Genomic DNA, 20,240 nt, shown 5'->3' with positions numbered 1-20,240 from the left:
CCGGGATGTTTGTTATGCGCGCAGCTGCAATGAACCGTAGAGCGCTTGTTCGAGTTCGTGCACCGCGTGCTGGTATTGATCCAGCCCGCCAAAGGCGCGGATGATTTCGATGGGGGTGCCGAAGCTGGTGAAGGGCGCAATGGTGAGGATCTGGGTTTCCTCAATGGGGCCCACGCCTTCATCGGCGTATTTATCCAGCAAGGCCTGCAGCACGCGCTGCGCCTGTTCGCCGTAGCGGGTGAAGTAGTCGCGCTTCTTCACCTGCTCGGCGCGTTCCTTGCGGGTGAGCGGCGGCTGGTCCCAGGCGACATGGCAGACCAGATCGAAAGGGTCGAACTCCTTGCCCGACTGCCGGCCAATTTCTTCGGCCAACGCTTCAAAGAACACGCCTTCGTTGGCCAGTTCGTCGATGATGGCCTGCTTTTTCTCGGCATCGTTCCAGCGCCGCAAAAAGTCATCGAGTGAGCTGAACTCCTTGGCGAGCGCCTTGCGGGTGTAGTCTTTCAGCGATTCGGTGATCAAGCGGCCAGCGGCATCGAAATACTGCACCCGCTCGGACGCCACTTTGACTTCCACATTGGCGACAACGTAGCGGCGGATGCTACTGCCTTCCTCGCCGGGCCGAGGTTCAGCTACTCCCGACCACGGCGATTCTTCTGTCGGCTGATAGGTGAAACCATCTTGGGCCGGTAAACCCTCGCCCTCATCCGGCGGTACGGGCGAGTCAATGCCCTTGGGCTCATAGATTTGTACCGGGTCGCCATCGAAATCAGGATCGGCAAACAGCTCCGTGGCCTTCTTGAAATCAATGATGGTGAAGTAGTACTTGTCGTAATCCTCATTGATGCGCGTGCCGCGCCCGATGATCTGCTTGAACTCGGTCATGGACTGGATACGCTGATCCAGAACGATGAGTTTGCAGGTCTGCGCATCCACTCCAGTTGTCATCAGCTTTGAGGTGGTGGCAATAACAGGGTACTTGGACTCAGGGAAGATGAAATTGTCGAGCTCGGCTTTGCCCTCTTCGTTGTCGCCGGTAATGCGCATCACATACTTGCTGTTCTGTGCCACGAGATCGGCGTTCTCGTTGACCAAGGCTTGGCGCATGCGCTCGGCGTGATCGATGTTGTCGCAGAAAACGATAGTTTTATCGAAACGATTTGTTTGCTTCAGGAAGTCGCTGATCTTTTTGGCAACCAGTTCCGTGCGCTTTTCCAGAACGAGGTTTTTGTCAAAATCCCGCTGGTTGTAAATCCGATCCTCGATCTGATTGCCGTATTTATCGACCATGCCTTTATCAGGGCGCCAGCCGGTGAGGTCTCTATCCAGGTCAATGCGTACGACCTTGTAGGGTGCCAGAAAGCCGTCGTCGATACCCTGCCGCAGGGAGTAGGTGTAAATCGGTTCGCCGAAGTAATCGATGTTGGATACTTCTTTGGTTTCCTTCGGGGTAGCTGTCAGTCCGATCTGTGTGGCCGACGAGAAGTATTCCAGAATCTCCCGCCAGGCCGAGTCGGCTGCCGCGCTGCCGCGATGACACTCGTCGATGACGATGAGGTCGAAGAAGTCACGACTGAACTGCTTGTAGATATTGCGTTCTTCTTCTGTACCAGTGACAGCCTGATACAGCGACAGATAAATCTCATATGACTTGTTGGCCTGCCGCTTCTGGATTTTGGTCATTGCCGAACCGAAGGGCTTGAAGTCGTTGGTCATGGTCTGATCGACCAGGATATTGCGGTCGGCCAGGAACAAGATGCGTTTTTTGGCTTTGGATTTCCACAAGCGCCAAATGATCTGGAAGGCGGTGTAGGTTTTTCCTGTACCGGTGGCCATGACCAGCAGTAGGCGGTTCTGGCCGCGAGCGATGGCTTCAATGGTCTTGTTGATGGCCAGTAACTGGTAATAGCGCGGGGTTTTGTTGCTGCCGTCGCTGTAATAGTCCTGCGAAACCAGTTCGCTTTGTGTTGGGTTTAGGCCAAGGTGTTCTGCCCACCATTGCCAAAGCACATCCGGCCCCGGCAATTCGTGCAGAGCCAACTCGCGCTCGATGACGCCGTCTTTGGCAATTTTGTTGTGAAATAGGAAACCGTCACCATTGCTGCTGAAAACGAAGGGCACTTGCAGCATTTCTGCATATCCCTGCCCCTGTTGCATGCCATCGCCCAACGAGTGTTTGTTGTCCTTTGCCTCGATGACTGCGATAGGCATGTTGGGCTTGTGGAACAAGACGTAGTCGGCGCGTTTGTTTTGAGCGCGAGTGTGCAGCTTGCCTCGGACGATGATGCGACCCTTGGTGAGTGGAAACTCTTCACGTACCTGAGTAGCTATATCCCAGCCCGCCTGCTCAAGTGCGGGGGTAATGAACTTGGTGCAGATGTCGCGCTCTGACAGCTCTTTCTTGTTCATACGCCATTCCCTTCCGGCTTGTGCTCAGAGGAACTGGCCCTCAATTCGTGAACTCGCGCGTACTCCAACACCAAGATTTCGATCATCGACGCCACTGAACGGCGCTCGCGATCAGCCGCCAAGCGCAAAAGCTGCTTGATCTCGGCGGAGGTGCGGATGGAAAGGGTTTCGTCCTTCAGGCGTGACATGGCAGTGCCTCGACAATTGCGTCACGCAAATGTACTGCCTTTGCATGTAATTGCGCAATGCAATGTTGCACCATGCCCATCCCAGCGGCAGGCGCTCTCAGATCACGGCCGGACGTCCAACGTGAAATGAGGCAATGGCGACAGTCATTGCCCCATTCGTCGTTCGCGTTGCCTCATTCCATTGGGGGGCGAGCACGTCCGGCCGGGGGCGTACTTGCAAGGCCTTGAGCGGCAAATCTGCTTTGATGAGTGCTGGACGCAAAGTATGCCCACTGCGGGCCTGATGCGCCGTGCCGTAGTGACGCCGCGTTTTGGTGCTTCGATGGCCAAGACCACGGCTGGCGGCATCGCCGTCGCCTGATGCCCTCACGTCTGCTGCCCATTGATGGCGGAAGCAGGTGGCGGTGATGGTGTGACCATGCTCGGACCAAAGTGCGCGTGCAAGGCGCTGAACCTCCGCTGTGAAGTTGACCGCCTTGGCAACATGGATGTCCAGCTTTCTGTCGGGTAGTGCGCTGAGCCGCTTCACCAGCGCAGCCACCAGCGGATGGGTGTCCTCAGCGGCGTAGGCCATGAAGCGGTAGCGTTGCCCCTGTTGGGCCTTGACCTTGATGCCCTGCACGTAAAGACAGAGGGTCTCGATGCCGAGCGCTTCGTCGTGCTGCACCCAAGCAGTGATGCCTTTGACAACTTCACCGGGCCTTGCACCGGTCAGCGCTGACGCCAGCAGTGCGTCGGCATATTTGCCAGTGGCGCCGCGCTCATACAAGTCTTCTCGCCAGGTCGGCGGCAGCCCTTTCAGCGCCTTGCGTTTGCTCCGGCGCTTGCGGCGCGGTTGGGTCATACCCTGCTCGTTTAGGGTAACCAAGGCACACAGTTGCTCGTGTAGGCGAGGCAGCACATCAGCCAAGCGATGCCAGTCCAGATCCTGCGGGGCCGAGCGCACATCCAGGTGCTCGCTCACCAGCCGTCGACAGTAGAACCGGAGTGCGGCAAGGCGTTTGTGGAAGGTTCTGGGGCTATGAGTGGCTTGCACAGCGCCTGCCAAGCCGCCTGGGGTGAAGGGGGCACGATCCAGGAGTACATGGGCCATGCGCAGGTACTCGGCCTCTGTGCGGCTGGATCGGCCAGTTGAGAGTGCCCGGGGCAATGCCCTAGGCAGCATGCCCAAGCACTCGCGGGCGATGATGTTCAAGCGGTCGGCATCGACGTTCATGGTCGAACGCCTTTGGCGAGATCTTCGAAGATGACGGCGGAGACTTCCCGCAGCTTTCCCTCCCGGAGTGCACTGAGCAGATTGCCTCTCCCCAGTGGCGCATACCCATGCCTGGGTTCGCCATCTTTCAAGGTGACTTGCTCGCAGAACCCGGTTTCTTCGACGCGCATGAAGCTACTCGGGTTCTCGGCCGGCCAGCAAAAGCAACGGCCTGCCCAGGCTTTCAGCTCTGATTTGGACGGCGGAGCTGGTAGAGCAGGCTGCTGGGGCGGTGTCACCAAACTCTGGGCAACGGCATAGGCATAGGCTCCGGCATCTCTTGGCGGCCGGTTCGACTGGTACTGCTTTGCCACGGCAGAGAGAATCGCTTGCGTGCCTGCCTTGCTCACGCCGTTGCGCTGGGCCTTGGCAATGGCGGCCTCCACCTGACCCAAACTGCTAGCCGGGATGCCCGACTTATCCACAGGCACCTCAGCCGGTGCATCTAGAGTTGGCGTTAGCTTAGAGTTGGTTTTATCGTTGGCGTTACTGTTATGCAGGGAAACGTTGGATGGGGCATCGATACCGTATTCATGCGGTACGGGTAACGCTTCTGCCTGTGCATCGTCTTCCAGCAGGGTGTCCAGGAGCTGCCGAAGTTCTTCGGTGAGCCGGGCCTTGTAGTCGGCCAGGAATGGGGCCAACCAGGGTTCGGGTAGCTGCCGGATGTTCTCAATGGTTCGGGCGCGGAGCTTGGGGCCCATGGTCTGGCTGGCCAGGTTATGAAACCACCAGATGCGAACCCAGACGAACATGCGCGCTGGCTCGAACCACACAAGGTCTTCCGCGCGCAGGCGCTCGACAACCTGCAGCCACTGGTCCTGAGACCAGCCGATCTCAGCAGCAGCAATGCGAGGCACGAGTGCGTAGGCGCCGATGATGTTGGAGACCGGGCTGGTCAACAAATGCAGTAGTGCGGTTTTGTCTTCGGTCGTGCACTGCTGCAACAGCGGGCTGTGCCAGAAGCCGTGGTCGTTGATGGTTCTTTGTCGGCCCATCTCACTTAACCTCCTGCGCCTTGTGGCGCTGGGCCGCTTGCTGCTCCAGCCAAGCGTCAATCTCGTGCTCCAGGAAGCCGGCCACGCGGCCGCCTAACTGGATGGGACGGGGGAAGTCAGTGGTCTTGCACAGCCGCCACAAAGAGGTTCGGCTCAGGGCGATCTTGTCGCAGACGTCTTGAATGCGGATAACGCGCAGCATGTGGTGCTCCTCGAAACATCGTGAAAACACCGGTGATGCTGCGCGGCCGTGCGGCGCGATGCACGGACATCAAATGCCGCGCTGAAGGACGAATTTTTGGCCGCGGCTCAGTGGTCCCCAGGGTGGAAGTCGGGGAGCACGCCGATCCCGTTTCGGCGGTCAGAAATCAGCTCTTTCAGGCTGGCCGTGTATTCGGTGGGCTCCATGACGTCGTGGAGGGGATCATCCGGTAGACAGTCGGGCCACTCCAGATGGGTGAACCGGCCCCGCAGCGACTTCAGTGCCGACAGGGCCGCACTCTTGGCTCGCACCTCGTTCTCGCCGCCTGCGGCAAAAACCGCTGCCAGGCACATGACCGGGCCAGAAGGGTGCGGGTCCGCATGCTGGGTCTCCGATCCACTGTGAGCTACTCGCACCGGCGTCCAGCCGTGCCGATGACAGAGCACGACGAACTGTCGAGCGGCCCAGCGCTCAGCCGTGTTCTCCGGTCGTCCTCGCCTGCGAGGCGCACCCAGTGACTTGGCGGCTTGCTCCAGCCATCGCAGGTCTTGCCACTGCAGCATGCGACTGGCGGGCCGTGGCCCCCAGGGCTCGTCGAAGAGCTCGTGCTGCTTGTCGAGGTTGTAGCCCTGGGGATCGCCCAGGTCGTCAACGTAAGCTTGGTGTGTGGCCCGTTGCGCGCTCTCTAGAACGTGCAATTCGCTCAGGTTGAGGCCTTCCATCGCAAAGCGAAGTTGCTGCGCGGCTTGGGCAATCGCTTCAAAGCGCTTGCGCCTGTTCTCGGCGTCTTGGGCCTGAAGCCTCAGTCGCATGTAGCGCTGTGCCAGGTCCGATGCCGCCGCTGTGAAGGCTTGGCGCCGTGCTAAGTCTGCATCACCGTCGTGTTGGCTCTGCCTTGGAAAATGACCTTCGATCACCCTTGCCAAGTGCCCAAGCGCGGTGGTGTCGCATGCCAAGGCAGTAGACCTAGGGGCGCTCATGAGCGGCAGCCCTCCATTGCGCGAGGTGGTCGGCCCAGTCCTGCATCATCACTTGGCGCTCCTCGAAGTAGGTGGCGTGGTTGTAGGCGCGGCGCACGTTGTTTTGGTCAGAGTGCGCGAGCTGGGCTTCGATGGCATCGGGCCGGTAGCCCATCTCGTTGAGTCGGGTGCTGCCCGTGGTGCGGGTGGCATGGGGGCTGTAGGTGCCGGCCCAGCCCAGAACCTTCAGAGCCTGCCTGAGTGATGCAACGGACATCGGGGTGTTTCGGTTGTCGCGGCCGGGGAAGAGGTGCTTGCGCTGTCCGGTGATGGCTTTGAGGCCCCTGAGCATTTCCACGGCCTGCTTCGGCAGAGGCACCACGTGCTCTTTGCGAGCCTTCATGCGCTCGGCAGGAATGCGCCACTGGGCGCGGTCCAAGTCGATCTCGGTCCATTCGGCTTCGGCGACTTCGCTGGGTCTCGCCAAGGTCCACCACATCAGCTGCATGCAATAGTTGATTTGGAAGGTGCAGCGGTGGTTGTCGAAGTCGTTGAGCAGCTTGCCGATCTGCGCAGTGGTGAGGGCCGTCTTGTGCTGCGTCTTGTTGGCGGGCAAGGCCTTGCGAACGGGCCAGACGGGGTCGCTGTCGGCACGCAGCGTGGCCACGGCGTACTCGAACACGGCTGACATGGTTCGGCGGGCTTCAGCAGCCACAGTAGGGGCGCCGCGCTTGACCGTGTGCTGCAGGATGCCCAGCACGTGGGCGGGTGTGATGGCACGGATGGGCATCTGGCCGATCTCGCCAAACACCACGCGTTCCAGCATGTCCAGGCGCCGGTTCTTGGTGACGTCTTCCCAGTCTTTGGTTTGCAGCCATTCGCGCGCCACCTTCTCGAAGGTGATCTCGGCGTCGCTGGCTTGCTTGATGCGGTCGATCTGCCGCTGCTGGGCGGGGTTGATGCCTTGCTTGACGAGTTGGCGCGCTGCTTCGCACCGGTCTCGCGCCTCGGCCAGGCTGACGGCGGGGTACTCGCCCAGGGCGAACATGCTGGCCTTGCCCTCCAACGTGAACCGGTAGCGCCAAGCCTTCACGCCGCTGGGCTTGACCTCCAGGCACAGGCCGCGGTGGTCAGTGAGCCGGTAGAGCTTGGGCTTAGGTTTGGCATTGCGACAGTGGGTGTCGGTCAGCATGGCGGGTACTTGATGAAGACGATGCACTCACTGTACTCACTTATCGCGCGCCACGCAAAGACGCGTACTCACTTTTGCACTCAATCAGAAGGTGGCTGCTCGCGCAATTTCTGGCAACGCCAAGAAACAAAAAAGCCGCGTAAGTACGCGGCTTTATTGATGTTTTCCTGATTCCAGAGTTTTTCCTGATGTTGCAGGAAAGATCGTTCGCCCACTAGACGTTAAACAGGAAGTTCAACACATCGCCATCCTTGACGATGTATTCCTTGCCTTCGGCGCGCATCTTGCCCGCTTCCTTGGCACCCTGCTCACCCTTGTACTGGATGTAGTCATCAAAGGCGATGGTCTGGGCGCGGATAAAGCCGCGCTCGAAGTCGCCGTGGATGACGCCAGCGGCCTGGGGTGCGGTGGCGCCCACGGGCACCGTCCAGGCGCGCACTTCCTTCACACCGGCGGTGAAGTAGGTTTGCAGACCCAGCAGCGAGAAGCCGGCGCGGATCAGGCGGTTAAGGCCAGGCTCTTCCAGGCCCATTTCCTGCAGGAACATGTCGCGGTCTTCGTCGCCCATCTCGGACATTTCTGCCTCGATCTTGGCGCAGATGGCGACCACGGGCGCGCCTTGCGCTTGGGCATAGGCCTTGAGGCTGTCGAGCAGCGGGTTGTTCTCGAAGCCGTCTTCGCTGACGTTGCCGACAAACATCGCGGGCTTGGCGGTGATCAGGCAGAACTGCTTGAGCAGCGGCGCGTCTTCCTTGGACACGGGCACGATGCGGGCGGGCTTGCCCTCGTCGAGCACGGCCTGGATGGGGGTCAGCAGCGAGACCAGCTTGGCCGCTTCCTTGTCGTTGCCCGACTTGGCCGCCTTGCTGTAGCGGTTCAGCGCTTTTTCGACGGTGGCCAGGTCGGCCAGGCACAGCTCGGTCTGGATGACTTCGATATCGGCAATCGGGTCGACCTTGTTGGCCACGTGGATCACGTTCGGGTCTTCGAAGCAGCGCACGACGTTGACGATGGCGTCGGTCTCGCGGATGTGGGCCAGGAACTGGTTGCCCAGGCCTTCGCCCTTGGAGGCGCCTGCCACCAGGCCGGCGATGTCGACAAACTCCACGATGGCCGGAACAACGCGCTCGGGCTCGACGATCTTGGACAGCTGGTCCAGGCGCGGATCGGGCACTTCCACCACGCCGGTATTGGGTTCGATCGTGCAGAAAGGATAGTTTTCGGCGGCAATCCCTGCCTTGGTCAACGCATTAAAAAGGGTGGACTTGCCAACATTGGGCAAACCGACGATGCCGCATTTGAGGCTCATGGCAGTGCTTTCTCTATTCTTTCGGACAAACCCGGCATTTTAAGCCGACTGCATGGCAATCGCGAATCCAGGCGTATTTCAACGGAAAGCCTCAATCAAACTGTAAGGCACCGCCGACCGCATCACCCACCCGCAACACCCCGCCCGTGCCTGCCGGCACATAGGCATTCATACCAAAGGTGACGGCGCCGTCCAGGCGCTCATCGTGGCGGTAGGTCTGCAAGGTGTCGGTCACGCTGGTGCCGCTCGCAGCGGTGGCCGGGTCGATATCGGGGATCGGGCAGCGTGCGCAGGGCTTGACCAGCGGCAGATCGGCCCATTGCTGGCTGCCCGGGCCGCCCTGCTGCACCGACAGGCTCTCGATGCGGTCTTCGTCATGCGACTGAAAGCCTTCGACAATGATATTGGCGCGAAAGCGCTCAGCCACCACCGGCGCGTCGCCCGCCTGGCGCAGGCGCTCATTGAGCTCATTGACGGAGGCCTGGCTGACCACCAGCACCGGAAAGCCATCGGCAAACTGCGTGGGCGCATCGGCCCCGCCTGTCCACTTCTTGCTCGCCAGCCGCAGCGCCTGCGGCGCCATGCGCACCAAAGTGCATTCGGTCTGCAGGAACGCGCTGAACCAGGCATTGACCGCATCGGGCGCCTGCAGGCCCGTCACCTGGTCGTCCCAGACGCGCACCGCCCGCTCGGGGCCGCTAAAGGCCATGTCCACCTGGAGCGGGTCCATGCCCGGCGCGGTGACCGTCATCACGCCATCGGCAATGGCCGGCTGCACCAGCACCATGCGGGCGATTTCGCGCTGCGAGATGAATTCGCCCCGACCATCGACGAGCATGAAGGCCCGGTCATGCTCCAGGCCTGTGGCCAACAGGCGTGCGCTTTGCACGGCGATACCGGCACAGGATTTGATGGGAAAAACCCACAATTGGCCAATATGGCCGGTGACATCAAAAAAATCGCTATTTGCCATGCTGCTCTGCGCCTGGGTTGATACGGGGCAAAGCACACTGTAACGATAAAAAGGCCGCCCTGCATCCAGGGACCGCCTGCTGAGCGCCAAACGGCGACCAGACCCCTGCGCCAAGTCGTACAGGCGCGCTGCACTGCCACGGTGCCCCACTACAATAGATCGCTTATGGCTTCAGAATTCGACGTTTGTATCCGTGGCGCGGGCATTGTGGGCCGCAGCTTGGCATTGTTGCTGGCGCGCGAGCGCATGCGCGTGGCGCTGGTGGACACGGCGCCTGCACCCAGCAACAGCGGCCACGGCGATGTGCGCGCCTATGCGCTCAACCAGCTCTCGCGCGAGGTGCTGCAGTCGGTGCGCAGCTGGCCCGAGGCCCAGCACGCCACGCCGGTAACCCGCATGGATGTCTATGGCGACCCGGGCGGCGAGGTGCATTTTGATGCGGCTCAGCAGCATACCCAGGCGCTGAACTGGATCGTCGATGTGCCGGCGCTGGAAGCGCAACTGGCCGCTGCCGTGCGCTACCAGCCGATGGTCGAGACGGTAGGCAGCCCGGTCGATGCCGCCCTGACAGTGGTCTGCGAGGGCAAGCACAGCCGCACCCGCGAAGAATTTGGCGTGGAGTTTGCCACGATCCCCTACCACCAGACAGCCGTCGCCACCCGCCTGCGCTGCGAGCGCCCGCATGGCCAGGCCGCGCGCCAGTGGTTTTCTGCAGCCGGCGACATTCTGGCCTTTTTGCCGCTGGGCGGCCCGGACGGCCATGAGGTGGCCGTCGTCTGGTCGCTGCCGGTCAGCCAGGTCGAAGGCGTCAAGGCGCTCGACGATGCCGGCCTGGCGATGGCGTTGGAATCGGCCAGCCAGGGCATGCTGGGCCAGCTCACTGTTTGCGCCGAGCGCGCCGCCTGGCCGCTGCAGCAGTCGGTGGCGCGCCAGTGGTGCGGCGCCATGCCGGGTAGCGCCCTGCAAGACAGCGCCCGCGCCCAAAGCTGGGTGCTGGCCGGCGACAGTGCCCATGCCGTGCACCCGCTGGCCGGCCAGGGCCTGAACCTGGGCATGGCCGACATCGCCGCGCTGGCCCGCCTGCTGACCAGCGAAGATGCGCGCTGGCGCCGCCTGTCGGACCTGCGCCTGCTGCGCCGCTATGAGCGCGAGCGCAAGGCACGCCTGGCCCCCATCGGCTTGGCGATGGACAGCATTCAACAATTGTTTACCAGGCCCGAGACGCCTTTGCAAAGCCTGAGAAACTGGGGCATGCGCGGCTTTGAGAGCAGCGGCCCGCTGAAATCCTGGGTCACCCGCCAGGCCATGGGAGTGAACTTTTAGCGCCCATCTGGTACAAAGCTGTGCTCGGCCTGAAGCCGCTTGCAGGTAGCAAAATGTTAATAGTTGCGAGGGCTTAGCGCTGGCCCGGGCCTGAGGGGTCCCGGGGCACATGCTTGCTTCGAAGACAGACGTCGGAGTGCGGTCAAGCGGCTTGTAGGCACTGGTATCTGCCAGTGCCTGGGCTTTTCACCATCAAGATTCAAAAAAAGGTTTCTCATGCGAATTCTCTCTACCGTATTGGCCAGTGCTGCCATCGCGGCCAGTTTCTCCGCCAGTGCACAAGAAGACGCGATCCGCAAGGCGCTGGCAGAGCGTATCCCCCAGCTGCAAAAGATTGACGAAGTCAGCGCCACGCCGATGCAGGGCCTCTATGAAGTGCGCGTGGGCACCGACCTGTTCTACAGCGATGCCAAGGGCAACTACCTGATCCAGGGCGAGCTGATCGACACCCAGGCACACCGCAACCTGACCGAAGACCGCATGAACAAGCTGACGGCAGTGGACTTCAACAGCCTGAACCTGAAGGACGCGATCAAGACCGTCAAGGGCAATGGCTCGCGCAAGATTGCCGTCTTTGAAGACCCCAACTGCGGCTACTGCAAGCGCTTCGAGAAGGACCTGCAAAACGTCAAGGACGTGACGGTCTACACCTTCCTCTACCCGATCCTGAGCCCCGACTCGGTCGAGAAGTCGCGCAACATCTGGTGCGCCAAGGACCCGGCCAAGGAATGGGCCAGCCACATGCTCAAGGGCACCGATGCCCCCGCCGCAGCATCGAGCTGCGACGTGACCGCGCTGCAGCGCAATATGGAATTTGGCCGCAAGTACAAGATCACCGGCACGCCGACGATCTTCTTTGCCGATGGCTCGCGCGTTCCCGGCGCAATCGGCTCGGACGACCTGGAAAAGCGCCTCAAGGCCGTCAAGTAAGCCAGGCAGCTTGCTGCCCGCATCCCATCAGGCCCTTCGGGGCCTTTTTTGTGCCCGCTGAATTCCTGGGTCGGCACGCGCCCATGCAATTGGGGCTACGCTTGCGGGCTATGACCCAAAGCGCAGCCGCCACGGCACCCCATGCCATCCAGTACACCATCACGCCCATCGATCTGCACGCCCACCTCTACCAGGTCGTGCTCAATATCCCCCGGCCCAAGGCGATGCAGACCGTGTCGCTGCCGGTCTGGATCCCGGGCAGCTACCTGGTGCGTGAGTTCTCCAAATCGCTGCAGGGCCTGAGCGCCAGCCAAAGCGCGCAGCTGGTCGATATCCAGCAGCAGAACAAGAACACCTGGGTGGTGGACTGCAGCGCAGCGGAACCGCTGACCCTGAGCTACCAGATCTGCGCCTATGACAGCTCGGTGCGCACTGCCTGGCTCGACAGCCAGCGCGGCTTTTTCAACGGCACCAGTGTATTTTTGCGTGTGCATGGCAGCGAGGCCCTGCTGCAGGTGCTGCACATCGAGCCGCCGGCCCAGCAGCCCCATTGGCAGGTGGCCACCGGCCTCCTGGCCGCGCAGACCAACCCCCAAGGCTTTGGCCGCTACCATGCCAGCAGCTATGACGAGCTGGTGGACTGCCCGGTGGAGATGGGGCCATTCTGGAGCGCCGAGTTCAGCGCGCACGGCGTGGCGCACCGCTTTGTGGTGGCCGGCGCACCGCCCAGTTTTGATGGCGCACGCCTCATTGCCGATACGCAAAAGATCTGCGAGACCGAAATCCGCCTCTGGCACCCCCGGGGCAGGCCGCCTTTCGAGCGCTATGTGTTCATGCTCAACGCCATGGACGACAACTACGGCGGCCTCGAGCACAAGAACTCCACCGCCCTGATCTGCAGCCGGCGCGACCTCCCCCGCAAGGGCGAGGCCCAGGCCAGCAGCGGTTACATCACCTTGCTGGGTCTCATCAGCCACGAGTATTTCCACACCTGGAACGTCAAGCGCCTGCGCCCGATGGAGCTGGCCAGCTACGACTACGAACGCGAGAACTACACCGAGCTGCTGTGGTTCTTCGAGGGCTTTACCAGCTACTACGACGACCTGGTCCTGCGCCGCGCCGGCCTGCTGGACAACAGCCAGTACCTCAAGCTGCTCAACAAGACCTTGAACCAGGTGCTGCAGACGCCGGGCCGCCATCTGCAAAGCGTGGCCGAGGCGAGCTATGACGCCTGGGTCAAGTACTACCGTCAGGACGAGAACACGCCCAACGCCACCGTCAGCTACTACACCAAGGGCTCGCTGGTGGCCCTGTGCCTGGACCTGAGCCTGCGCCGCGCAGGCCACAGCGGGCTCGATGGGGTGATGCGGGCACTGTACCGGCGCTGCAAGGCCGGCCCGATGCGCGAGCAGGACCTGCTCGATGTGCTGCACGAGCTGACGGACCGCAGCTGGGCCGCCGACATCAGCGCCTGGGTGCATGGCAAGCTCGATCTGCCCGTGGCCGCCCTGCTCCAGGCCCATGGCGTCGATTGCCAGCCCGACAAGCCCCAGATCGCCCAGCAGCTGGGCCTGCGCGTGGCCGAGGGCGCTGCGGGCATCAGCATCAAGGTGGTGCTGCGCGGCGGCGCGGCCGAGGCCGCCGGCATGATGGCGGGCGACGAATGGATCGGCATCGAGCCGCTGCAGGCCAGTGCCCAGAGCGGCGGTTGGCGCCTGCACAAGCTCGACGACCTGCTGCTCTACGCCGGGGATGCCCAGCAGGTGCTGGCCCTGGTAGCCCGGGACAAGCGCCTGCTGCGCCTGCCGCTGGCCTTGCCAGCCCGCGCAGACGCCGCCCCTGCAAAAGGCCGCAAGAAAGCCCCAAAAACTGCCAGCCAGAGCGACACCGTCACCTTGGCTGTCACCGATGCGAATCTGGTCAATCTCTGGCTGGACGGGCGTTGATCGCGGGCAGCGACCCGCCCACCTGCACCCAAAAAGCGCCATCTTGCGCAGCTCGCTACGCCGCAACAGCCCGCTTGGTGTAGGATGCCTGTCGACCATGCGGGCGCCAGCAGGCCGCTGCTGCCCCACAACCCAAGGAGATAGACCGTGGCCTATGAAATGATCGAAGTGCGCGTCGAAGCCGAGAAAGTGGGCATCATCACGCTCAACCGCCCCAAGGCGCTGAACGCGCTCAACGACCAGCTGATGAACGAGCTGGGTGAGGCGCTCAAGGCCTTTGACGCCGACAAGAACATTGGCTGCATGATCATCACCGGCAGCGAAAAGGCCTTTGCCGCGGGCGCCGACATTGGCGCCATGGCCAAGTACAGCTTTGCCGATGCCTATGGCGGCGACTACATCACCCGCAACTGGGAAGCGATCCGCAGCATCCGCAAGCCCGTCATTGCCGCCGTCAGCGGCTACGCGCTGGGTGGCGGCTGCGAGCTGGCCATGATGTGCGACTTCATCATCGCCGCCGACAACGCCCGCTTTGGCCAGCCCGAGATCAAGCTGGGCGTCATCCCCGGCGCCGGCGGCACGCAGCGCCTGCCCCGCGCCGTGGGCAAGGCCAAGGCCATGGACCTGGCCCTCACCGGCCGCATGATGAACGCCGACGAGGCCGAGCGTGCCAGCCTGGTCAGCCGCGTGGTGCCCGTGGACAAGCTGATGGAAGAGGCGCTGGGCGCGGCCATCATCATCAGCGGCTTCTCGCAGCTGGCCGTGATGGCCGCCAAGGAATCGGTGAACCGCGCGTTCGAGGGCAGCCTCAACGACGGCGTGATGTTCGAGCGGCGCCTGTTCCATGCGCTGTTCGCGACCAATGACCAGAAAGAAGGCATGGACGCCTTCGTCAACAAGCGCCCGGCCCAGTTCAGCAACAGCTGATCAGGCGCTACGGTGCCATTGGTGCAGGGGCCATGGTCCTTGCCAGCACCCGCCACGCAAAATGACTGTTTTTGACAAAACCTGGCGACATTGATCGCCGAGCCAAATTTTCGGTATATAATTTCGTTCTGCCGGTCGTATAGCTCAGTTGGTTAGAGCGCAGCATTCATAATGCTGATGTCGTAGGTTCAAGTCCCACTACGACCACCAGGTTTCAAGCCGCAGTGATTGCATGATCACTGCGGCTTTTCTCTTTGGCGCATCCGTTTTGATGGCTGCAAGTCGCGCCGAAAAAGTCGCAGCCAGCAGCCGGTACGCCGCCCATCCGCCCCTACAATGGAGTCTGCCGGTCGTATAGCTCAGTTGGTTAGAGCGCAGCATTCATAATGCTGATGTCGTAGGTTCAAGTCCCACTACGACCACCACATCCCACCGCAGTGCCTGCCACAGGCCCTGCGGTTTTTTTATGCTCACAGGGGCACAATAGCCCCATGCAAGACCTGTTCAGCCCCGCCGCCAACGATGACCAGACGCACTGGGAGCGCATTGCCATTGGCCGCCAGGCCTGTGTGCTGCGCGGCTTTGCGCTGCGTTGGGAGGATGACTTGCTGCGCCAGGTGCAGGCCATCGTGCAGCAGGCGCCGTTTCGCCATTTGCGCACCCCCGGCGGGCGCCCTATGCAGGTGGCGATGAGCAACTGCGGCGCATTTGGCTGGTACAGCGACCAGCACGGCTACCGCTACAGCGCCACCGACCCCTTGAGCGGCCAGCCCTGGCCCGCCATGCCACCCGCCTTCGCAGCGCTGGCCGCCCAGGCGGCGCAGGCAGCCGAGCTGCCGCCTTTTGCCCCCAATGCCTGCCTGATCAACCGCTACAGCGTCGGCACCCGCCTGACCCTGCACCAGGACGAAGGTGATGCCCGCCACCCGATCGTGTCGGTATCGCTGGGCCTGCCCGCCATCTTTTTGTGGGGTGGTGATGCCCGCGCCGATGCCACGCAAAAGCTGCCGCTGCAGCATGGCGATGTGGTGGTCTGGGGTGGCGTGGACCGCATGCGCTACCACGGGGTGATGCCGGTCAAGGATGGGGTGAGCGCTGTGGCGCATCCGCTGCTCGATGGCCAAAGAATCAACCTGACCTTCCGCCGCGCAAGCTAGACCGCTGGCTCAGGGGCCGCGCCACCCAGCTCCTGCGACAGGCAATCGATAAAGCTGCGCACCTTGGGCGCCAGGTAGCGCCGGCTGGTGTAGATCGCATACAGGGTCACCGTCAGCGCCTCCCACTGGGGCAGCACCCGCTGCAGCTGGCCGCTGCGCAGGTCGTCCTCCACCAACCAGGATGGCAAAAAGCCCAGGCCCATGCCGGCGCGCACCGCATGCAGGCTGAGGTTGGAATCATCGGACAGCAGGGCCGGCTGCAGGTGCAGCGGCGCGCTGCGTGCGCCGGGCTGGCTCAGCTGCAAGGGGCTGAGCGATACATAGCTGGGCAACACGGCAGGGTGCTGGGCGAGGTCGGCAGGCTGCTGGGGCGGGCCAGCCTGCCCCAGGTAAGCGGGGCTGGCCACCAGGTAGAACGGCACCTGGCACAGCGGGCGGGCAATCAGATGCGGGGCGGGGTCGGACGAGGCGCGCATGGCCATGTCATAGCCGGCGGTGGCCAGGTCGATCTTGTGGTTGTCCAGGTGGATATCGACCAGCACCTGCGGATAACGGGCGCGGTAGCGCGCCAGGATGCGCGCCATCTGCGGGGTAGCGCACCAGACCGGCGCGCTGATCTTGAGCTGACCGCTGGGGGCCTGGTGGTGCTGGCCGATCTCCTGGGCGGCAGCGTCCAGCATCTCCAACGCCAGGCTGCTTTGCGCATACCAGCGCTGGCCCGCCTCGGTCAGGCTGACATGGCGGCTGCTGCGGTTGAGCAGGCGCGCACCCAGGCGCTGCTCGAGCTGGGCCACATGCTTGCTGACCATCGGGGCCGAGATGCCCAGGCGCTCGCCAGCCTGCGCAAAGCTGCCGTTATCCACCACCGCCTGGAATACCTGCATGCTGGTGAGCTGGTCCATAGTTTCTTAGTAGGAAATCAATTGCTGCATTTTAGCTACTTGGTTTCCTTTTAGGCAGCTACTACATTGGAGACAAGGAGTTTTCCATATGACCACGACGACGACCACCACCCCCGTCAGCACCAGCAGCAGCCGCCTGCCCGTCTATTTCATCTCGCACGGCGGCGGCCCCTGGCCATGGATGCCCGAGATGCACGACCACTATGCGCAGCTGGCCGCGTCGCTGGCCGATATGCCGCGCCAGATCGGCCGCACACCGCGCGCGATCCTGATGGTGTCGGCCCACTGGGAGGCCGATACGTTTACGGTGCAGTCCACGCCCCAGCCCGGCATGATTTATGACTACGGCGGTTTTCCGGCCCATACCTACCAGATCCACTACCGCTCGCCCGGATCGCCTGCGCTGGCCGAGCGGGTCGCTGGCCTGTTGGCCCAGGCCGGCATTGCGGTGCAGCAGGACGCCGAGCGCGGCTATGACCACGGTATGTTCTCGCCAATGGCCGCGATCTACCCCGAGGCCCATGTGCCGGTGGTGCAGCTGTCGCTGCGCCGGGGCCTGGACCCGGCCGAGCACCTGGCGCTGGGCCGGGCGCTGGCCGCCTTGCGCGATGAGGATGTGCTGATCATTGGCAGCGGCTTGTCGTACCACAACCTGCGTGCCTTTGGGCCCCAGGCGCGCGTGCCCTCCAAAGCCTTTGACGACTGGCTGGCCGAGACCATGCTGCAGGCGGACAGCGCCCGCCGCAGCCAGCGCCTGCTGGACTGGGAAGACGCCCCCGCCGCACGCATTGCGCACCCGCGCGAAGAGCATCTGCTGCCGCTGATGGTGGCGGTCGGCGCCGCCGAGGCTGACCGCGCCGTGCGTGTGTACCATGAAGACAACTTCATGGGCGGGCTCGCCGTGTCGAGCTACCGGCTGGATGCCGCCTAAGCGCTGCTGAGGGCGGGATGCTGGCTCCCTGTCCAAAAAAGTTGCACCATACAACCAAAAAGTTGTATATTGCAACCAAATACTGGAGAGACGCATGGCAGCCGCTACCGACACCCCCTTGGTCAACGACATCCGCAGCGCTTCCCGCGCCATGGTGCGGGAGCTGGGCTTTATGGCGAGCACCTTGGCGGGTACGCCCTACTCCGCCTCTGCCGTCCATGCGCTGCTGGAAATCGATACGCATGGCCAGGTCACCGCCGCCCAGTTGGCAGAGTATCTGGGGCTGGACAAATCCAGCGTCAGCCGCATGCTCGCCAAGCTTATCGCCAACGGCGAGCTGCAAGAAGAGCCCTGCGCAGACGATGCCCGCGCCAAGCAGTTGCTGCTAACGGCCCAAGGCCAACGCACCGTCGCAGGCATCCACGCCTACGGCCAGACCCAGGTGCGCAGTGCGCTGGCGCAGCTCAACCCCTCGCTGCAGCAGTCCGTGGCGCAGGGCTTGATGGCCTATGCCCAGGCCTTGCAGGCGCACCGGCTGGGCAGCGCGGCGGGCCAGGACAGCGCTGCCACCTTGGCCACGAGCAGTATCCAGATCCACAGCGGCTACCGGCCCGGCGTCATCGGCCGCGTGGCCGAGATGCATGCCGTGTTCTATGCCCGGCACTGGGGCTTTGGCGCCTTCTTTGAAAGCAAGGTGGCCTCGGGCCTTGCCGAATTCAGCGGCCGCCTGGGCGAGCCCTGCAACCAGATCTGGACGGCGGTGCACAACGAGCGCATCGTCGGCTCGGTCGCGATTGACGGCCAGGACCTGGGCAACAACCTGGCGCATCTGCGCTGGTTCATTCTGGATGATGGCTGCCGCGGTCGCGGCGTGGGCCGCCAGTTGCTCACGCAGGCCCTCGCCTTTTGCGACCAGCGCGGCTTTGCCAGCACCGAGCTCTGGACCTTCCAGGGGCTGGATGCGGCACGCAAGCTCTACGAATCGCTGGGCTTTGTGCTGGTGCATGAAGAGACCGGCCAGCAATGGGGCTCGGCCGTGGTCGAGCAGCAGTTCAGCCGCCGCCGGCACGGCGCCTAGGTGCGCGATGCAGGCGCGCCAGCCAGCGCTGTGGGCGGCCGCTACCACCGGCATGCTGGTGGGCGCGGCCATGGTCTCCACCAGTGCGCTGTCATCGGCTGCCTCGCCAGCCAGCCTGGCGTTTTTGCGCTATGCCATCGCGCTGGCGATCCTGGCGGGCCCTGCGCTGCTTGCCACCTGGCCGCGCTACCGCGCCCGCGATGCGCTGGCCATTGCCTTGCTTGGCGTGGCGCAGTTTGCGCTGCTGATCCTGCTGCTCAACCATGCGCTGGCGCGCCTGCCCGCCTCCACCTGCGCACTGGTGTTCGCCACCATGCCGCTCTTTACCTGGTGCCTGGCGGCGCTGTCGGGGCGCGAGCCTTTGAGCCGCCGCCGGCTGGCGGGCCTGGCACTGGCCGTCGGCGGCGTCGCCGTGCTGCTGCTCGGCAGTGCGCGCGCTGCCAGCGGCGCGGGTGGCGCAGGCAGCCTGGGCCTGCTGGGCGGCAGCGGCATGGCGGCCTTGCTCGCCTCAACGCTGGTGGGTGCGGCCACCAGCATTCTCTACGGTCCCTATATGCGGCGCTACCCGGCGCTGCCCACCTGCGGCCTGGCCATGGCGGCATCCGTGCTGTTTCTGGCGCTCTACTGCAGCTGGCAGGGCCAGCCACTGTGGCCGGTTTTTTCTGCCACGCAGTGGGGCCATATGGTCTTTGTCGGGCTGTCGAGCGGCCTGGGCTACTTTTGCCTGCTGTGGGCGCTGGGCCGGCTGCAGGCATCGCTGGTGATTGCCTTCCAGGCGCTGGGCCCTGTCACTGCGGCCCTGCTGGAGCTGGCCTTGCACCAGCGCCTGCCATCGCCTGCGCTGCTGGCCGCCCTGGTCCTGGTGCTGGCGGGCCTGGTCGTGAGCACCCAGGCAGCCGCGCGCTAAGCCCGGCCTTGGCGCCCTCAAGCTGCAGCCTTGCCCCAGTGCTGGACTGTGGCACCGCCAGTGTTTGTAGAATGCGGCCTCCAGCCCCTGGATATACACCATGAACCGCTGCACCACACCCCACACATCCCACCACCATCGCCTGCGACGCACGGCCCGCGCCAGCCTTGCGGCCCTTGCGCTGGCACTGGGCGGCATCAGTGCCCTGCCCAGCCTGGCCCAGACCGCCACCTTTGCCCCGTTCCAAGGCCCCGTCCGCGCCTTTCCTCCACAGGCCCTGCGTGGCAACCTGGTGGTCACCAGCACCAGCCAGGCCACGATCGATGGCCAGACCGTGGGCCTCGCTCCCGCCTTCAAGCTCTACAACCCGCGCAACACCACGATACGTCCCGGCACCGTGCTCAACGAGCGGCTGACGGTGAACTATGTGATCGAGAAAACCAGCGGGCGTGTGCATGCCGCCTGGATCTTGAACAGCGAAGAAGCCGCCCTCAAGCGCGACCGCGCCGACAACGGCTTTTGGAGCGGACTCTTTAAATAACGCGCCCCAGCGCCGCCGCATGGCCTGACCGCACCGGTCAAGCCCGGCTCGGCGCCCGCGCATCGACACCCATCAGCAGCAGTGCGCCCGCCGGGCGCCTGGCTTGTTGCCGT

The 20,240-nt window shown here is 63.3% G+C and carries 19 protein-coding genes and 2 tRNA genes; 11 read left to right on the top strand and 10 right to left on the bottom strand.

The window, feature by feature from the left end:
- Positions 1-12 precede the first annotated feature (12 nt).
- The 9 genes from DCO45_RS03960 to DCO45_RS03920 all read right to left on the bottom strand — a co-directional run bounded on the left by DCO45_RS03960 (position 13) and on the right by DCO45_RS03920 (position 9,485).
- On the bottom strand, positions 13-2,409 hold the full coding sequence (locus tag DCO45_RS03960; protein WP_116924625.1) for a DEAD/DEAH box helicase family protein: 2,397 nt from the start codon (positions 2,407-2,409) through the stop codon (positions 13-15).
- Positions 2,406-2,597 (bottom strand): hypothetical protein, encoded by a 192-nt coding sequence (locus DCO45_RS03955; RefSeq protein WP_116924624.1) that lies wholly within the window; start codon positions 2,595-2,597, stop codon positions 2,406-2,408. Before DCO45_RS03955 ends, DCO45_RS03960 begins: the two co-directional genes overlap by 4 nt.
- A gap of 97 nt (positions 2,598-2,694) precedes the next feature.
- The gene (locus tag DCO45_RS03950; RefSeq protein ID WP_116924623.1) at positions 2,695-3,813 is read right to left on the bottom strand and encodes a hypothetical protein; all 1,119 of its coding nucleotides are present in this window, start codon (positions 3,811-3,813) and stop codon (positions 2,695-2,697) included.
- A complete protein-coding gene (locus DCO45_RS03945) occupies positions 3,810-4,850 on the bottom strand; it encodes a hypothetical protein (protein WP_116924622.1) in 1,041 nt (346 codons plus the stop codon). Before DCO45_RS03945 ends, DCO45_RS03950 begins: the two co-directional genes overlap by 4 nt.
- 1 nt (position 4,851) lies before the next feature.
- Positions 4,852-5,052, bottom strand: a complete 201-nt coding sequence (locus DCO45_RS03940) for an AlpA family phage regulatory protein (protein WP_231067731.1) — start codon at positions 5,050-5,052, stop codon at positions 4,852-4,854.
- A gap of 107 nt (positions 5,053-5,159) precedes the next feature.
- Complete coding sequence (locus tag DCO45_RS03935) at positions 5,160-6,008, bottom strand: hypothetical protein (RefSeq protein ID WP_133248061.1); 849 nt, start codon at positions 6,006-6,008, stop codon at positions 5,160-5,162.
- A 10-nt stretch (positions 6,009-6,018) separates the two neighbouring features.
- Entirely contained in the window at positions 6,019-7,203 is a 1,185-nt protein-coding gene (locus tag DCO45_RS03930; RefSeq protein WP_116924620.1) for an integrase arm-type DNA-binding domain-containing protein, read from the bottom strand.
- Positions 7,204-7,417: 214 nt separating this feature from the next.
- Positions 7,418-8,512, bottom strand: a complete 1,095-nt coding sequence (ychF, locus tag DCO45_RS03925) for a redox-regulated ATPase YchF (protein WP_116924619.1) — start codon at positions 8,510-8,512, stop codon at positions 7,418-7,420.
- 91 nt (positions 8,513-8,603) lie between these two features.
- Complete coding sequence (locus DCO45_RS03920; RefSeq protein WP_116924618.1) at positions 8,604-9,485, bottom strand: MOSC N-terminal beta barrel domain-containing protein; 882 nt, start codon at positions 9,483-9,485, stop codon at positions 8,604-8,606.
- A 165-nt stretch (positions 9,486-9,650) separates the two neighbouring features.
- Here DCO45_RS03920 and DCO45_RS03915 point away from each other — a divergent pair, with 165 nt between their 5' ends.
- The 7 genes from DCO45_RS03915 to alkB all read left to right on the top strand — a co-directional run bounded on the left by DCO45_RS03915 (position 9,651) and on the right by alkB (position 15,768).
- The gene (locus tag DCO45_RS03915) at positions 9,651-10,808 is read left to right on the top strand and encodes an FAD-dependent monooxygenase (protein ID WP_116924617.1); all 1,158 of its coding nucleotides are present in this window, start codon (positions 9,651-9,653) and stop codon (positions 10,806-10,808) included.
- A 216-nt stretch (positions 10,809-11,024) separates the two neighbouring features.
- Positions 11,025-11,738 carry a DsbC family protein gene (locus tag DCO45_RS03910; protein ID WP_021027301.1) on the top strand — a complete coding sequence of 238 codons (714 nt, stop codon included), beginning with the start codon at positions 11,025-11,027 and terminating at the stop codon, positions 11,736-11,738.
- Between the two features lie 110 nt (positions 11,739-11,848).
- Positions 11,849-13,684: a M61 family metallopeptidase gene (locus tag DCO45_RS03905; protein ID WP_116924616.1), complete on the top strand. Its 1,836-nt coding sequence runs from the start codon at positions 11,849-11,851 to the stop codon at positions 13,682-13,684.
- 147 nt (positions 13,685-13,831) lie between these two features.
- Complete coding sequence (locus DCO45_RS03900; RefSeq protein WP_021025456.1) at positions 13,832-14,611, top strand: enoyl-CoA hydratase; 780 nt, start codon at positions 13,832-13,834, stop codon at positions 14,609-14,611.
- A gap of 133 nt (positions 14,612-14,744) precedes the next feature.
- Positions 14,745-14,821: transfer RNA gene (locus DCO45_RS03895), tRNA-Met, on the top strand.
- A 138-nt stretch (positions 14,822-14,959) separates the two neighbouring features.
- Positions 14,960-15,036, top strand: a tRNA-Met gene (locus DCO45_RS03890).
- A gap of 66 nt (positions 15,037-15,102) precedes the next feature.
- Positions 15,103-15,768 carry a DNA oxidative demethylase AlkB gene (gene alkB, locus DCO45_RS03885; RefSeq protein ID WP_116924615.1) on the top strand — a complete coding sequence of 222 codons (666 nt, stop codon included), beginning with the start codon at positions 15,103-15,105 and terminating at the stop codon, positions 15,766-15,768.
- On the opposite strand, the gene DCO45_RS03880 is transcribed toward alkB, so the two are convergent.
- On the bottom strand, positions 15,765-16,670 hold the full coding sequence (locus DCO45_RS03880) for a LysR family transcriptional regulator (RefSeq protein WP_116924614.1): 906 nt from the start codon (positions 16,668-16,670) through the stop codon (positions 15,765-15,767). The genes alkB and DCO45_RS03880 overlap by 4 nt on opposite strands.
- An 88-nt stretch (positions 16,671-16,758) precedes the next feature.
- On the opposite strand from DCO45_RS03880, the gene DCO45_RS03875 reads away from it, so the two are divergent.
- The 4 genes from DCO45_RS03875 (at position 16,759) to DCO45_RS03860 (ending at position 20,127) form a co-directional block, all read left to right on the top strand.
- A complete protein-coding gene (locus DCO45_RS03875) occupies positions 16,759-17,601 on the top strand; it encodes a class III extradiol ring-cleavage dioxygenase (RefSeq protein ID WP_116924613.1) in 843 nt (280 codons plus the stop codon).
- A 94-nt stretch (positions 17,602-17,695) separates the two neighbouring features.
- Positions 17,696-18,679, top strand: a complete 984-nt coding sequence (locus DCO45_RS03870; RefSeq protein ID WP_116924612.1) for a helix-turn-helix domain-containing GNAT family N-acetyltransferase — start codon at positions 17,696-17,698, stop codon at positions 18,677-18,679.
- Between the two features lie 7 nt (positions 18,680-18,686).
- Positions 18,687-19,586 (top strand): DMT family transporter, encoded by a 900-nt coding sequence (locus tag DCO45_RS03865; protein WP_116924611.1) that lies wholly within the window; start codon positions 18,687-18,689, stop codon positions 19,584-19,586.
- 100 nt (positions 19,587-19,686) lie between these two features.
- On the top strand, positions 19,687-20,127 hold the full coding sequence (locus DCO45_RS03860) for a hypothetical protein (protein WP_116924610.1): 441 nt from the start codon (positions 19,687-19,689) through the stop codon (positions 20,125-20,127).
- Positions 20,128-20,240: the final 113 nt, after the last annotated feature.

The sequence above is a fragment of the Comamonas sp. JNW genome (assembly GCF_003105075.1).
In the GTDB taxonomy this organism is placed as follows: domain Bacteria; phylum Pseudomonadota; class Gammaproteobacteria; order Burkholderiales; family Burkholderiaceae_C; genus Comamonas; species Comamonas squillarum.
Note: the sequence above shows the minus strand (reverse complement) of the source record. Positions and strands in the feature narration are given on the sequence as shown.

Bases quoted from the DNA above. Each gene is read 5' to 3' on its own strand.
- DCO45_RS03915 (WP_116924617.1), top strand. From the start codon at position 9,651: ATGGCTTCAGAATTCGACGTTTGTATCCGTGGCGCGGGCATTGTGGGC.
- DCO45_RS03875 (WP_116924613.1), top strand. From the start codon at position 16,759: ATGACCACGACGACGACCACCACCCCCGTCAGCACCAGCAGCAGCCGC.
- DCO45_RS03955 (WP_116924624.1), bottom strand. From the start codon at position 2,597: ATGTCACGCCTGAAGGACGAAACCCTTTCCATCCGCACCTCCGCCGAG.
- DCO45_RS03950 (WP_116924623.1), bottom strand. From the start codon at position 3,813: ATGAACGTCGATGCCGACCGCTTGAACATCATCGCCCGCGAGTGCTTG.
- DCO45_RS03865 (WP_116924611.1), top strand. From the start codon at position 18,687: ATGCAGGCGCGCCAGCCAGCGCTGTGGGCGGCCGCTACCACCGGCATG.
- DCO45_RS03940 (WP_231067731.1), bottom strand. From the start codon at position 5,052: ATGCTGCGCGTTATCCGCATTCAAGACGTCTGCGACAAGATCGCCCTG.
- DCO45_RS03930 (WP_116924620.1), bottom strand. From the start codon at position 7,203: ATGCTGACCGACACCCACTGTCGCAATGCCAAACCTAAGCCCAAGCTC.
- DCO45_RS03945 (WP_116924622.1), bottom strand. From the start codon at position 4,850: ATGGGCCGACAAAGAACCATCAACGACCACGGCTTCTGGCACAGCCCG.
- DCO45_RS03870 (WP_116924612.1), top strand. From the start codon at position 17,696: ATGGCAGCCGCTACCGACACCCCCTTGGTCAACGACATCCGCAGCGCT.
- DCO45_RS03905 (WP_116924616.1), top strand. From the start codon at position 11,849: ATGACCCAAAGCGCAGCCGCCACGGCACCCCATGCCATCCAGTACACC.
- DCO45_RS03860 (WP_116924610.1), top strand. From the start codon at position 19,687: ATGAACCGCTGCACCACACCCCACACATCCCACCACCATCGCCTGCGA.
- ychF (WP_116924619.1), bottom strand. From the start codon at position 8,512: ATGAGCCTCAAATGCGGCATCGTCGGTTTGCCCAATGTTGGCAAGTCC.
- alkB (WP_116924615.1), top strand. From the start codon at position 15,103: ATGCAAGACCTGTTCAGCCCCGCCGCCAACGATGACCAGACGCACTGG.
- DCO45_RS03910 (WP_021027301.1), top strand. From the start codon at position 11,025: ATGCGAATTCTCTCTACCGTATTGGCCAGTGCTGCCATCGCGGCCAGT.
- DCO45_RS03880 (WP_116924614.1), bottom strand. From the start codon at position 16,670: ATGGACCAGCTCACCAGCATGCAGGTATTCCAGGCGGTGGTGGATAAC.
- DCO45_RS03960 (WP_116924625.1), bottom strand. From the start codon at position 2,409: ATGAACAAGAAAGAGCTGTCAGAGCGCGACATCTGCACCAAGTTCATT.
- DCO45_RS03920 (WP_116924618.1), bottom strand. From the start codon at position 9,485: ATGGCAAATAGCGATTTTTTTGATGTCACCGGCCATATTGGCCAATTG.